Source organism: Ideonella dechloratans, from assembly GCF_021049305.1.
GTDB lineage: Bacteria > Pseudomonadota > Gammaproteobacteria > Burkholderiales > Burkholderiaceae_C > Ideonella > Ideonella dechloratans.
This window is the reverse complement of the sequence record NZ_CP088082.1, coordinates 228,976-240,870: the sequence shown is the minus strand read 5'-3', so window position 1 is coordinate 240,870 and position 11,895 is coordinate 228,976. Positions and strand designations below refer to the sequence as shown.

General features: G+C 68.2%; 13 protein-coding genes and 1 pseudogene. 7 read left to right on the top strand and 7 right to left on the bottom strand.

Annotated features, from left to right (window positions below):
• Window positions 1-90: 90 nt before the first annotated feature.
• The 3 genes and pseudogenes from LRM40_RS19055 (at window position 91) to LRM40_RS19045 (ending at window position 2,282) form a co-directional block, all read left to right on the top strand.
• A complete protein-coding gene (locus LRM40_RS19055) occupies window positions 91-483 on the top strand; it encodes a hypothetical protein (protein ID WP_151125690.1) in 393 nt (130 codons plus the stop codon).
• A 104-nt stretch (window positions 484-587) separates the two neighbouring features.
• A pseudogene (locus tag LRM40_RS19050) lies at window positions 588-1,328 on the top strand (DUF2202 domain-containing protein).
• Between the two features lie 96 nt (window positions 1,329-1,424).
• Window positions 1,425-2,282: a DUF4922 domain-containing protein gene (locus tag LRM40_RS19045; RefSeq protein WP_170288971.1), complete on the top strand. Its 858-nt coding sequence runs from the start codon at window positions 1,425-1,427 to the stop codon at window positions 2,280-2,282.
• 11 nt (window positions 2,283-2,293) lie between these two features.
• On the opposite strand, the gene LRM40_RS19040 is transcribed toward LRM40_RS19045, so the two are convergent.
• From LRM40_RS19040 to LRM40_RS19030, 3 genes are read right to left on the bottom strand one after another with little or no spacing between them, the layout of a single operon-like run.
• Window positions 2,294-2,788 carry a Cif family virulence factor gene (locus tag LRM40_RS19040; RefSeq protein WP_151125686.1) on the bottom strand — a complete coding sequence of 165 codons (495 nt, stop codon included), beginning with the start codon at window positions 2,786-2,788 and terminating at the stop codon, window positions 2,294-2,296.
• A 10-nt stretch (window positions 2,789-2,798) separates the two neighbouring features.
• Window positions 2,799-3,692: a LysR family transcriptional regulator gene (locus LRM40_RS19035; protein WP_151125685.1), complete on the bottom strand. Its 894-nt coding sequence runs from the start codon at window positions 3,690-3,692 to the stop codon at window positions 2,799-2,801.
• A gap of 52 nt (window positions 3,693-3,744) precedes the next feature.
• Entirely contained in the window at window positions 3,745-4,212 is a 468-nt protein-coding gene (locus tag LRM40_RS19030; RefSeq protein WP_151125684.1) for a nuclear transport factor 2 family protein, read from the bottom strand.
• 91 nt (window positions 4,213-4,303) lie between these two features.
• Here LRM40_RS19030 and LRM40_RS19025 point away from each other — a divergent pair, with 91 nt between their 5' ends.
• Window positions 4,304-4,915: a TetR/AcrR family transcriptional regulator gene (locus tag LRM40_RS19025; protein ID WP_151125683.1), complete on the top strand. Its 612-nt coding sequence runs from the start codon at window positions 4,304-4,306 to the stop codon at window positions 4,913-4,915.
• A 74-nt stretch (window positions 4,916-4,989) separates the two neighbouring features.
• On the opposite strand, the gene LRM40_RS19020 is transcribed toward LRM40_RS19025, so the two are convergent.
• Window positions 4,990-5,532: a MarR family winged helix-turn-helix transcriptional regulator gene (locus tag LRM40_RS19020; RefSeq protein WP_151125682.1), complete on the bottom strand. Its 543-nt coding sequence runs from the start codon at window positions 5,530-5,532 to the stop codon at window positions 4,990-4,992.
• Between the two features lie 74 nt (window positions 5,533-5,606).
• On the opposite strand from LRM40_RS19020, the gene LRM40_RS19015 reads away from it, so the two are divergent.
• Window positions 5,607-6,536, top strand: coding sequence for an EamA family transporter (locus tag LRM40_RS19015; RefSeq protein WP_151125681.1), 930 nt, complete (start codon window positions 5,607-5,609; stop codon window positions 6,534-6,536).
• A 42-nt stretch (window positions 6,537-6,578) separates the two neighbouring features.
• Here the strand turns inward: LRM40_RS19015 and LRM40_RS19010 are convergent, their stop codons facing one another.
• Genes LRM40_RS19010 through LRM40_RS19000 form a run of 3 tightly spaced genes read right to left on the bottom strand, consistent with a single transcriptional unit; the run spans window position 6,579 to window position 9,059 of the window.
• Complete coding sequence (locus LRM40_RS19010) at window positions 6,579-6,803, bottom strand: hypothetical protein (protein ID WP_151125680.1); 225 nt, start codon at window positions 6,801-6,803, stop codon at window positions 6,579-6,581.
• A complete protein-coding gene (locus tag LRM40_RS19005) occupies window positions 6,796-8,688 on the bottom strand; it encodes a hypothetical protein (RefSeq protein WP_151125679.1) in 1,893 nt (630 codons plus the stop codon). Before LRM40_RS19005 ends, LRM40_RS19010 begins: the two co-directional genes overlap by 8 nt.
• Window positions 8,685-9,059 carry a hypothetical protein gene (locus tag LRM40_RS19000; RefSeq protein WP_151125678.1) on the bottom strand — a complete coding sequence of 125 codons (375 nt, stop codon included), beginning with the start codon at window positions 9,057-9,059 and terminating at the stop codon, window positions 8,685-8,687. The genes LRM40_RS19005 and LRM40_RS19000 overlap by 4 nt, the downstream gene beginning before the upstream one ends.
• Window positions 9,060-9,287: 228 nt before the next feature.
• Between LRM40_RS19000 and istA the strand changes: the two genes are divergently transcribed.
• Both istA and istB read left to right on the top strand, forming a co-directional pair.
• A complete protein-coding gene (gene istA, locus LRM40_RS18995; protein ID WP_016495558.1) occupies window positions 9,288-10,820 on the top strand; it encodes an IS21-like element ISAav1 family transposase in 1,533 nt (510 codons plus the stop codon).
• On the top strand, window positions 10,810-11,652 hold the full coding sequence (gene istB, locus LRM40_RS18990) for an IS21-like element ISAav1 family helper ATPase IstB (protein WP_016495557.1): 843 nt from the start codon (window positions 10,810-10,812) through the stop codon (window positions 11,650-11,652). The genes istA and istB overlap by 11 nt, the downstream gene beginning before the upstream one ends.
• Window positions 11,653-11,895 lie beyond the last annotated feature (243 nt).

Below are 11,895 nucleotides of genomic sequence, written 5' to 3'. Positions count from 1 at the left end.
GGCCAAATTGATTTAGAACATGCCCCCCCGCCCCGATCGACGTATCTTGGCTTCACGAAGTTCGGGTTTTCAACGCACGGAGGATGGAAGATGACGTCGCACAAGATGGTTGTTGCCGCACTCGCCCTGGTGGGGTTGGGTGTTTCCTTCGCCACCAGCGCCCAGCCCGGGCCGATGGCTTCGGCGCCGGGCGCATCTGCCCCGGGGCCCGGCATGGGCATGGGGCCCGGAAAAGGGGCTGGAATGGGCCCCGGGGCCCGGCGTGGCGGCATGTACGGGCCGAAGTACACCCCGGGCTGGTCGATGATGACGGAAGCAGAACGCACCGAGCATCGGGCGAAGATGCAGTCCTTCACCCACAAGGCCGACTGCCAGGCCTATGTGGCAGAGCACCACGCCCAGATGGCCGAACGGATGAAGCAGCAAGGCGGGCGGCCGCTGGCGCAGCCCCGGCGTGATCCCTGCGCCAATCTGAAGCCCTGACCCGCTGAAGGCCTTCGGGCCTCTCGATATGCCATGACACACCCGGCCCTGGAGGCTGGGGGGGGGGGGGGTGGCTCGCCCCTGCCTGAGCCGAGGAGACCACCATGTTCGTGAAACACCTGTCCTTGCCCAAGGCTTCCCCGCGACGCCGGGTCACCCTGGGCCTGGCCGCACTCGGCCTGGCCAGCCTGACGCTGGGACTGACCGCCTGCGGCGGCAGTGACAGCACCCCGGTCGACCCGATCATGACGGTCTCCAGCGATGGAGCGTCCTCGATCGACCTGACGGCGCTGAGCGCCGAGCTGGCCACCATGCCCCCGTCCTCGCTGTCGGATGCCGAGGCCGCCAGCCTCGCGGCGATGCGGGAGGAAGAGCAACTGGCCCACGATGTCTACGCCGCCAGCGCCCTGCTCTGGACGCAGCAGGCCATCTTCGCGAACATCGCCGACAGCGAGGCCACCCATTCGGCAGCCGTGCTGACGCTGCTGAACCGCTACAGCCTGCCCGACCCGCTGGCCGGCCTGTCCACCGGGCAGTTCGCGACGCAGTCGGTGCAGGATCTGTACGACAGCTTGACCGCCACCAGCGCGCAGAGCGTGATCGCGGCATTGCAAGTCGGCGCGCAGATCGAGGAGATGGACATCCGTGACATCACGGCCCAGGAAGCGGTGGTGGACAACGCCGACATCCTGATGGTGTAAGACCACCTGCTGCGGGGCTCGCGCAACCACCTGCGCGCCTTCTACAAGGTGCTGACCAAGCTGGGCGCCAGCTACACGCCGCAGTACATCACGCAGGCCGAGTTCGACGCCATCGTGACCAGCGACCTCGAGACCGGCCCCTGAGCGCGTCGGGGCTGGCGGCCGGCCGGTCCGCCGGAACACGGCATCATGCGGGGGTGGGCGATCGCGCCCACCCCTTTTTCCACGCTGGAGACACGCATGACCCGCCCCTGGACCGAACCGATCGCCGCAGCGCAGCAGAACGCCATCGCCCAGGGCGCCATGGTGGCCCTGCAGAGCGTGGACCACGCCGTGCAACAGGACGGCCTCGAGTTCGTGGTCTCGCACCTGTCCTCCCTGAGCCTGAAGGACCTGGCCAAGATCCTGCAGCAGAGAAGCGGCGCCAACCCCTTCCTGCCCTACGAGCCGGCCATGTTCGTGGCCGATCTGTCGGACAGCCATGTGCTGCTGCTCAACAAGTTCCCCATCTTCCCGGACCACGTGATGGTGGTGACCCGGCGCTTCATGCCACAGACCGGTGAACTGGAGCTGGCCGACTTCGCCGCGCTGGCCGAGCCGATGTGCGGGATCGACGGTGCCGCCTTCATGTTCAACGGCGGCAAGGAGGCCGGTGCCAGCCAGCCCCACCGGCACCTGCATATGCTGCCCCGGCATCGCCTGCCCCTGCTGCCCCGCTTTCCCACGGGCACTGCGCCGCTCACGGTGCACACGCTGCCCTTCTTCGACTTCCTGCACGCCTATCTGCCGCTGGATGCGCAGCTGCCACCCACGGCCTGGGCCCGGCAGCTGCAAGACGCGGTGCAGGCCGGTTTTGCCCACTGCGGCCTGGCGCCCCACCTGGGCGAGTTGCCGCCCTACAACCTGCTGGGCACGCGCCAGGGGGTGCTGGTGGTGCCGCGACGCCGCGAGCACTGGAGCGACGGCAACGTGCACCTGTCCGTCAACGCCCTGAACTTCGGCGGCTGGGTGGGCGTGAAGGGCCCGGAGCAGATCGACCCCGTGTGCCAGGCCGGCCTGAAGGCCACGCTGGCGGCGGTGACCCAGCCGCAGGACTGAGGCGCCCGCCCTCAGCCGCAGGAGGCCGCCAACGCCGGAGCTGAGGGCGAGACCAGCTCGGTCAGTCGCCAGCTGCCATCGGCCTGGCGCTGCCAGGTGGCCTCGAAGCTGCCCACGGCCTTGGCCGGATCCCCCACGGTCTTGAGCGTGCCGCTCTGGTGGGCCACCCCGTCCTGGGCGCGGGTGTGCTCCGGCGCGAACGCGCACTCGAAGGCCTGACGACGGGTCAGCCGGCCCAACTGGTCCTGGATGGCGCTGCGCCCCACCAGCGCCGGCTGCGTACCGGGCCGCCAGGTGGCTTGGTCCTCGAACAGCTGGGCCGCCACCGCCGGTTCGCGCGACTGCATGCGTCGGCCCAGTTCCGCCGCGGCCGCTTCCACCGCCCGCTGGTCGGCGGTCAGCGCGTCATAGGCCCAGCGGGCCGATCGCACCACCACGAAGCCACAGCCCGTCTGACTCAGGCACAAGCCGGCCATCGCAATCCACCACCACCGCCCGTGTTTCATGGGCGCATTGTCAGGGCGGCGGGTCAAGCGCCAGTGCCAGAAAGTTTCCGACCTGTGGCAGCGCCAGCTTGCGCCGGTGCGCCAGGGCCAGGCGGGCAATGGGCTGCACCCCCGCCAGGGGCCGGTATTCCACCCCGGCCAGGGCGAACTGGCCCATGGACGCCGGCACCACGGTGACGCCGGTCTCCGCCGCCACCAGGGCCAGGGCAGAGGACAGCTGGGGCGCGTGCGGCCCGAGCCGGGGCTCGAAGCCGGCCTGCCGACAGGCGCCGACCACCGCATCGTGCAGGGTGGCGCCGATGGGCCGGGGTGTCAGGATGAACCATTCCTCACGCAGGTCGGTCAGACGCAGCGTCTTGCGCCGGCCCTGCAGCAGCGCATGGCCGGCCGGCAGGGCGGCGATCATCGGCTCGTCCGGCAGGGCATGCAGGGTCAGGTCGCGCGCCTCGGCACCGTCGGGCCGCAGAAAGGCCAGGTCCAGCCGCCCCTCCCGCAGGCGCTGGGCCAGCAGGGCGCTGTTGTTCTCCTCCAGCTGCAGTTCCACCTGGGCATAGGCGCGGCGGAAGGCGCGGATGGCCTGGGTGACGCGCGGCAGCAGGATGGCCGAAGCGGTGAAGCCCAGGCGCAGGGTGCCGGTTTCGCCGCGTGCGGCCTGGCGGGCATGGTGCACCGCGGTGGCCGCCTGGGCGGGCAGGTCGGCCACCTTGTCCAGGAAGGCCTGACCGGCCTCGGTCAGCACGGCCCCCTGCGGCACCCGGTGGAACAGGCGCGCGCCCACCTCGTCTTCCAGATCTCGGATCTGCTGGCTCAGCGGGGGCTGCCCGATGCCCAGGCGCTCGGCCGCACGGGTGAAGTTGCCCTCCTGGGCGACGGCCAGGAAATAGCGGATGTGGCGCAGTTCCATGCGCGGGCCCCTCGGGTTCAGCTGCAGGGGCCCGATTGTGGCGTGGCCGGCCTCAGAGCCCCAGCTCGCTCAGGCCGGGGTGCTCGTCCGGGCGGCGGCCCAGGGGCCAGTGGAACTTGCGCTCGGCCTCGGCGATGGGCTGGTCGTTGATGCTGGCATGGCGGCGGACCATCAGACCGTCGTCGTCGAAGGCCCAGTTCTCGTTGCCATGGCTGCGGTACCACTGGCCTGCGTCGTCGTGCCATTCGTAGACGAAGCGCACCGCGATGCGATGGCTGTCGAAAGCCCAGAGCTCCTTGATGAGCCGGTAGTCCAGTTCGCGGGCCCACTTGCGCTCCAGCAGTGCCTGTGCCTGCGCCCGGCCGACCGGGAACTCCACCCGGTTGCGCCAGCGGGTGTCCGGGCTGTAGGCCAGCACCACCCGGGCCGGATCCCGGGTGTTCCAGGCGTCTTCGGCCAGACGGATCTTCTGAATGGCCGTCTCGCGGGTGAAGGGCGGCAGGGGGGGACGTGCGCTCATGGGGGGCTCCTGTGGATGAATCGATGTAGACAGGTCTGTCTACATTTTCAGTCTAGGCAGAATAGACAGACCTGTCTACATTGCCCCCACCATGCAGATGCTTGAACACGAGGACGTGGCCGCCCTGTCCGCGCGCGAGCGCATCCTGGAGACGGCCCACCGGCTGTTTTACCGGGACGGCATCCGCGCCACCGGCGTGGACGCCGTGATCGCCGCGGCCGGGGTCACCAAGGTCACCTTCTACCGGCACTTCCCCAGCAAGAGCGAGCTGATCGACGCCGTGCTGACGCTGCGTCACGGGCGGTGGATGGATTGGTTCACCTCCGCCCTGCAGCGCCATGCGCGGCGCCTGCCCCTGCCCCGCGCGCTGGCGGCCACGCTGCGCGAGTGGCTGAGCCGCCCCGACTTCCGGGGTTGCGCCTTCATCAACGCCGCGGTCGAGTGGGGCGGCAGCGAAGCCGCGGTGCTGCAACAGGCCACCCACCACAAGCAGGCGATGACCGCGGCCATCGCCCAGCACCTGCCCGACACGCCGCAGCGGGCGGCGCTGGCGCAGGCGCTCGCCCTGGCGGTGGATGGCTGCATCGTGCAGGCGCAGATCCACGCCGGCGTGCCGCGGGAGATCCAGGCCAGCCTGAATGCGCTGACCCTGCTGGCGCAGGCGCTGCTGCCCGAAGACACCACCGGCGCAACCGACGCCTGAGCAGCGGGGCGCCCTCAGACCATGGCGCGCAGAGCAGCGGGGGCCATGTGCCGGTGCATGGCCGCCCAGGTCCTTCAAGCCGCAGGTGCCGAGCCGGCGTCCGGGGCCGTTTCGAGCGAGGTCAGCAGCCGGGCCAGGGCCGCATCCAGAGCGGCCAGTTGCGCCTGGGGCAGCACCGACAGCACCTCGCGCTGGGTCTGCACATGGGCTTCCACCGCGCGGTCGATCAGGGCCAGCCCGGCCGGGCTGAGCTGAACCAGCAGGCTGCGCGCGTCGTCCGGGTGGGCCTGCCGCGAGATCCAGCCACGGGCCTCCAGGCCCTTGAGCCGGTGGGTCAGCGTCCCCGAGCTGATCATCATCGACTGGAAGAGCGCCGTGGGCGCCAGGCAGTGCGGTGGGCCGGCTCGCCGCAGGGTGGCCAGCACGTCGAACTCCCAGCGGCTCAGGCCGAACTGGGCAAACGTGGCCTCCATGCGCTGCACCAGATGCTGGTAGCAACGCCCCAGCCGCCCCAGCGGACCCATGCTGCGCGTGTCCAGATCGGGACGTTGCTCGCGCCATTGCGCCAGGATCAGATCCACGGCATCCGGCGTCGATGGTTTGGGCATCTCGGGCATGGGGGCTCTCCAACTATCTTGACGTCAAGATAATTAACGGGACAATGGCATTTATCTCGACATCAAGATAAATCATGTCCGCATCATACCGGCCGACCGCCTGGCCCTGGCGCGACGTGCTGCTCACGGCGCTGGCCCCCGCGGTCTGGGGCAGCACCTACCTGGTCACCACCCAGTGGCTGGCGGTGGATCACCCCTTCACCAATGCCTGCTGGCGGGTGCTGCCGGCGGGCCTGCTGCTGCTCCTGTGGCAGTTCCGCCTGCCGGCCCCTGGCACCGCCTGGCGCCTGCTGGCACTGGCCGCCCTGAACATCGGCGTCTTCCAGGGCTTTCTGTTCGTGGCCGCGGCCCGCCTGCCCGGTGGCCTGGCCGCCATCTTCGGCGCCATGCAGCCGCTGGCCGTGATGCTGCTGAGCCGGTGGGTGGACGGCGTGCGCCCGGGCTGGCCCCGGGTGGCTGCCGCGGGCCTGGGGGTGCTGGGCATGGCCCTGATGCTGCTGGCGCCGACCAGCCGCTGGGACCTGTGGGGCGTGATGGCGGCCACCGTCAGCGCGGCATCCATGGCCGGCGGCACCTTTCTGGCGCGGCGCTGGTCCATCGGCCTGGCCCCGCTGCCCCTGACCGGCTGGCAGTTGCTGCTGGGCGGGCTGATGTTGCTGCCGGCCAGTCTGCTGCTCGAAGGCCCCTGGCAGACGCCCCGGCTCAGCCAGGGTCTGGCCACGGCCTACCTGTGCCTGGCCGGCGCGCTGCTGGCCTATGTGCTGTGGTTCCGGGGCAGCCTGCGCCTGCCCGCCGTGGGCGTGGCCTCCCTGGGTCTCCTGAGTCCGCTGACGGCCGCCGTGCTGGGCTGGGCCGTGCTGGGCCAGAACCTGGGGCCCCTGGGCTGGCTGGGCTTCGGGCTGGCCCTGGGCAGCGTCATCCTGCTGCAGCGCCTGAGCGCACCCGCCCCTGAAGCGCGCCGAGATAAATGCGGACCTCGGAGCGAGATAAATCAGGGTAGCTGAGACTTTAGCGGGGCAAAACAGAATTGCCCATGACGAAAGGGCTCAGACCTCGGCCGAGACATCGGGAAGCGACGGAGCGCTGCCCTCCACCATCCCACCGCGCACAAACACCTTGGTGCCGACGCTGTAGCCCGTTCCCCGAGCCGTGATGGAGGCGCCACCGGGAAATGCGACGACGACGACGCTTGTGCCGACCTCGGTCACCGTCCCGACCTGCAATGGGTCAGAGGGCAGCAGCGACCGAAACAGCTTGAACAGGTTACTCATAGGTCTGCACTCCGATCGTCTGCCAGACGCTGGGCCGCCCGCTCTCCACAGCCACGCTGCGGGTGAGGCCCAGGCGCGTGGTCCCGCCGTCGACGTAGCGCACGAACTTCCCCGGCACGATGATCCCGGTCTCGGGTAGCACAGGAAGCCGCAGACTCACCATCGCCTGGCGGCCCACGTCGGCCAGCACGGGCATCCCGCGTTGACGACCGGCGATCACGTCCGTGCACAGTGCGTCGGTGATCATGGCGGCCACCTGGTCGCCCGCCGTGCCTGTCCGAGTGATCTGAGCGAGCACACCACCCGCCGACTCGCCAGACACGAACACTCGGTTGTAAACCGCCTTGTCGCTCCACTCAATCGCCTCTCGGGTGGCCAGAGCAGCAGGAAGCTCGAAGTCCGGCGTTACAGAGCCCCACGCCCAGGGGGCAACTGGATAGCGTGGAAGCACCAGCAGCTGCTCGGACGCCGGCGACGACTGGACGTAGGCGCCCGCCGCCTCGGCGATGCGGGTGATCGCCCCGATGGGGGTGCCTTGGAAGCTCCAGGCCCCGGCAGGAACAGACCAATCCTCCGGCGCCCATGTGATTCCCCAGGAGCTGGGCACGCCGTTGATCTCCAACGCCTGCAGAGCTAGCTGCTGCGCTGTCCGCATCGTGCTCGCCCCAAACGAGCGCTCGGCGGCGTAGGGCGCATCCCACACTGCAGAGAGGCCGCGCCCGCCAATGCTTAGGCGCGACGATCCGAACTGGCGGTCCCGGCTCATGCTCTCCAGCACCAGGGAGAAGTCCTGCCCATTCACTGTGGCCACCAGCTGCACCATCTCGCCGCTGCTGCCGGGCTCCAGCTTGGCCATCTCTGACGCCGGCACCGAGGCGCTCCAGCCCCAGGTCCAGCTGTCCACGTCGGCACTGAGCTGCAGCGATGGACAGACGATGGCCAGGTCGCCATCCACGCGCCGAAGCGCGACCTCATTGAGTACCATGTAGATCCTCCGGGTGGGCACCACCACGACGGCCGCCGGACCGTCTGAGTGCCTATCGCAAATAAAAACGAGGTTCGGCCCCTGCGTGGTGTCCCAGAACACCAGGTCAGGATCAGGCAGGTAACACGGGTCAATCGGCGGCGTGACCACGCCCCAGGTCGATCGCCCGGCGGACGGCGCGATGGCCTCCTGCCACCGGCTCAGGCGCGGCAGGAAGGTGGGTAGGCCCTTGCCCATGCCGCTCGACCGCACCGCGCGCAAGCCATGCGCCTCCTGCCAGCGCCCGGCGCGCACCTGCCGCTTGCTGTGGTCGCACTCCTGCCACCTGGCAGTCGCAGCACGGCCGCGCAGGCCCAGCGCCTCCTGCCAACGTCCGGCGCGCAGTTGCCGCTTGCTACGGTCCCCCTCTTGCCACCTGGCGGTCGCGGCACGGCCGCGCAGACCCAGCGCCTCCTGCCAGCGCATGGCGTTCGCGCGGTGCTGCCGCTGCGCGGCCTGCAGAGGCACACCAGCCGGCGCATGAGACCGCTGAGCGTTCGACCAGGTATTGGACAGCGGCGACGGCAATGCGACGGCCTGCTGCATTGGATGATCGGCGACCGCAGCGCGCAGCTGATCCGCAACCTGCCAGGCCGTGGCCGCACTACCGACCGTCGGCCGCTGCACGTTGCTGTCATAGCTGGCCATGGCTGACACACGCAGGCCCGGCAGCCGGCAGGCGAGGCTGGCCGTCTCCAGCGGAGCCACCCGCACGCCCACGCGCAGCGCAGGCAGTTGGGCCTGCAGCGTCGCCTCGGCTGCTGCGCCGCCCTCTGCCACCGCGCCGAACACCAGGTCGGCATTGGTCGCCGCCGGGCTGGACAGCAGCAGATTCGGGTCTGGCGTGTAGGTGGAAGTCACGACAGCGTGCCGCCGGTCAGCCGCACGGTGCCGCCGGCAAAGAGGGTTGCGGTGGACAGCTCGACGCCGGCACCGCTGCCGGGGGCACCCACGGTCAGCCCGTAGATGCAGACGGACCCGTTGGCCGACGCGATCGCCGCAGCCGCGGGCGTGCCGTCAACCAACGCGAGCGCGTCGCCGCTCTCGGCGAGCGTGAGCACGCCCCCCGACACCGAGCCGCAAGGGTTGGCCAGCGGGATCGACGCGACGAGCACGTTGCTGGCGTCGTAGAGCAGCACTGCGGCCTGGCCAGCACCGGTGTCGATGTACGCCCGCGTGGCCTCGGCGCGGGCATCGGCCAGGCCGGCATCAATGGACGCGATCTCGCTCATGGCATGCGCTCCGCGGTCAGGTTGTCGGCCAGCACGCCCCGGTAATTTCCGGTGTAGTCATAGGCCAAAGTGGTGTAGGCCACGTCGCCGCGGATGCCCTCGAAGGCATAGGTGTTGAATCACGAGCAAAACTGAGCCACTAAAGGGCATCCGTCACGCCCAATTTTGAGCCACGTTATCCACCTACCCTGCTGTTTTTTGCAGCAGTGGGGTGCAGGAGTGATCAACGTGAGCACATTGAGCAAATTGCGCCGCATGGTCCACCGTGACCACCTGAGCGTGCGCGAAGCCAGCCGAAGGCTGGGCATCTCCCGCAATACAGCCGCCAAGTGGCTCGAGGCCGACGAGATGGTCGAGCCCCGCTACCCCAAGCGGGCCTCTCTTCCCAGCGTTCTCGATCCCTACAAGGAACAGCTGGCCACCTGGCTAAAGGCCGACAGCCACCGCAACAAGCGCGAGCGCCGTGGCATCAAGGCCATGTTCCGGGCACTGCAGGCCGTGGGCTACCCTGGCAGCCGAGGCCCGGTCTATGAGTTCGCCAAGCGCTGGCAGCAGGCACAGTCCGACGCGCCAACCCGAATGGCCTTCGTACCCATGAGTTTCGAGATGGGCGAGGCCTTCCAGTTCGACTGGAGCTGCGAGTACCTGTTCGTGGGCGGCCTGCGCAAACGCCTGGAGGCTTCGCACACCAAGCTGGCGGCCAGTCGGGCCTTCATGCTCACCGCCTATTTCAGCCAGGCCCACGAGATGTTGTTCGACGCCCATGCCCGAGCCTTTGCGGCTTTTGGTGGCGTGCCGCGCCGGGGCATCTACGACAACATGAAGACCGCCGTCGACAAGGTTGGTCAGGGCAAGAGCCGCACCGTCAATGCGCGCTTCGAGGCCATGACGGGTCACTACCTGTTCGAGCCAGAGTTCTGCAACCGCGCCGCTGGCTGGGAGAAGGGTATCGTCGAGAAGAACGTGCAGGATCGCCGTCGTGGCATCTGGATGGAGGCAGCGGAACGCCGCTGGCCCGACCTGGAGAGCCTCAATGCGTGGCTGCACCAGGCTTGCCTGGACGCCTGGCATGAGCTGCCTCACCCCGAGTGGCCAGAGCTGACGATCGCCGACGTCTGGCAGCAAGAGCAGACGCACCTGATGCCCAACCCTGCGCCATTTGATGGCTATGTCGAGCAGATGGCCAGGGTCACAGCCACCTCGCTGATCCACTACCAGCGCAATCGCTACAGCGTGCCATGCGAGTGGGCCCACACCAGTGTCAGCGTGCGGGCTTATCCCGATCGCCTGGTGGTGGTCGGTGCCAACTCGGAATCGCCAGAACAGCCGGTGAGCCTGCCGCGCAGCTTCGAGCGTGGCCAGACCTTGTACGACTGGCGGCACTACGTCAGCTTGCTCGAACGCAAGCCCGGCGCTTTGCGCAACGGCGCCCCCTTCAAGACCATGCCCGAGCCCTTGCAGCATCTGCAAGCGCACCTGCTTCGCCACCCTGGCGGCGACCGGGTGATGGCCCAGGTGCTCATGGCCATCACCCTGCACGGGCTCGATGACGTGCTGGTGGCCGTGGAGTTGGCGCTGCAATCGGGCCGCGTGAGCGCAGACCATGTGCTCAACGTGCTGGCCAGGCTCAAGGAGCCCCAAGCCGTGCAAAGCCTGCCTGAAGCAGCCTTGCCTTCACTGACGCTGCACGAGCCGCCTCAGGCCGACGTGTCGCGCTACGACAGCCTGCGCCAGTCCCAGGAGGATGACCATGTCCAATGACATCGCAGCAAGCCTCAAGGGCTTGAGCCTGCACGGCATGGCCAGTGCCTGGCCGGAACTGCTGGGCATCGCCCGGCTCAAATCGCTCGACCACGAAGCCCTGCTGCATCAGCTCATCAAGGCCGAGGGTGCACATCGGGAAGTGCGCTCCATGGCCTACCAGATGCGGGCGGCCCGATTCCCGCACCACCGCGACCTGGCTGGCTTTGCCTTTGATCAGGCGCAGGTGGACGAGGCGCTGGTGCGTCAGCTGCACGAGTTCAAGTTCATCGACTCAGCCCACAACGTGGTCTTCGTGGGCGGCCCTGGCACGGGCAAAACACACCTTGCCACAAGCCTGGGCGTTCATGCCATCCGTGCACATGGTAAGCGGGTGCGCTTCTTCTCGACCGTCGAGCTGGTCAATCTGCTGGAGGCCGAGAAAGCTCAAGGTAAGGCCGGGCAACTGGCACATCGGCTCATGTACGTGGATCTCGTCATCCTCGACGAGATGGGCTATTTGCCCTTCAGTCAAGCCGGTGGGGCCTTGCTGTTCCACCTGCTGTCCAAGCTGTACGAGCGCACCAGCGTGGTCGTCACCACCAACCTGTCGTTCTCGGAGTGGGCCAGCGTGTTCGGCGACGCCAAGATGACCACCGCGCTACTCGACCGACTCACCCATCACTGCCACATCGTCGAAACCGGCAACCAGAGCTGGCGCTTCAGGCACTCGACTGCACAACCGTCTTCGATCATCAGAGCCACACGAACCAAAACGGCCAAAGGAGCACCCCAGACAGATCACGCAGTAGACTTATCCACATCCGAACAGTCCATTTCTTCGTCAACTTAGTGGCTCAGTTTTGGACGTGACGCCTGGCTCAGTTTTGCTCGTGATTCAACACATGATGCGGTCAGCGGGGTGCTGGCGGCGATGGGCGTGGATGCCACGCGTGCCATAGGTGCAGTTCGACTGTCTGTTGGGCGCATGACGACATCCGACGAGGTCCACGATGCTGCGAAAAGTCTGGCCATTGCCTGGCATAGGTTGTTTGCCCGGTGATTCAAATGTGAAAAACAATTTAACTGCGCTATT

What these genes read in the sequence shown, in the direction of transcription:
- LRM40_RS19055 (WP_151125690.1), top strand. Translation starts at nt 91, where the DNA reads ATGACGTCGCACAAGATGGTTGTTGCCGCACTCGCCCTGGTGGGGTTG.
- LRM40_RS19045 (WP_170288971.1), top strand. Translation starts at nt 1,425, where the DNA reads ATGACCCGCCCCTGGACCGAACCGATCGCCGCAGCGCAGCAGAACGCC.
- LRM40_RS19040 (WP_151125686.1), bottom strand. Translation starts at nt 2,788, where the DNA reads ATGAAACACGGGCGGTGGTGGTGGATTGCGATGGCCGGCTTGTGCCTG.
- LRM40_RS19035 (WP_151125685.1), bottom strand. Translation starts at nt 3,692, where the DNA reads ATGGAACTGCGCCACATCCGCTATTTCCTGGCCGTCGCCCAGGAGGGC.
- LRM40_RS19030 (WP_151125684.1), bottom strand. Translation starts at nt 4,212, where the DNA reads ATGAGCGCACGTCCCCCCCTGCCGCCCTTCACCCGCGAGACGGCCATT.
- LRM40_RS19025 (WP_151125683.1), top strand. Translation starts at nt 4,304, where the DNA reads ATGCAGATGCTTGAACACGAGGACGTGGCCGCCCTGTCCGCGCGCGAG.
- LRM40_RS19020 (WP_151125682.1), bottom strand. Translation starts at nt 5,532, where the DNA reads ATGCCCGAGATGCCCAAACCATCGACGCCGGATGCCGTGGATCTGATC.
- LRM40_RS19015 (WP_151125681.1), top strand. Translation starts at nt 5,607, where the DNA reads ATGTCCGCATCATACCGGCCGACCGCCTGGCCCTGGCGCGACGTGCTG.
- LRM40_RS19010 (WP_151125680.1), bottom strand. Translation starts at nt 6,803, where the DNA reads ATGAGTAACCTGTTCAAGCTGTTTCGGTCGCTGCTGCCCTCTGACCCA.
- LRM40_RS19000 (WP_151125678.1), bottom strand. Translation starts at nt 9,059, where the DNA reads ATGAGCGAGATCGCGTCCATTGATGCCGGCCTGGCCGATGCCCGCGCC.
- istB (WP_016495557.1), top strand. Translation starts at nt 10,810, where the DNA reads ATGTCCAATGACATCGCAGCAAGCCTCAAGGGCTTGAGCCTGCACGGC.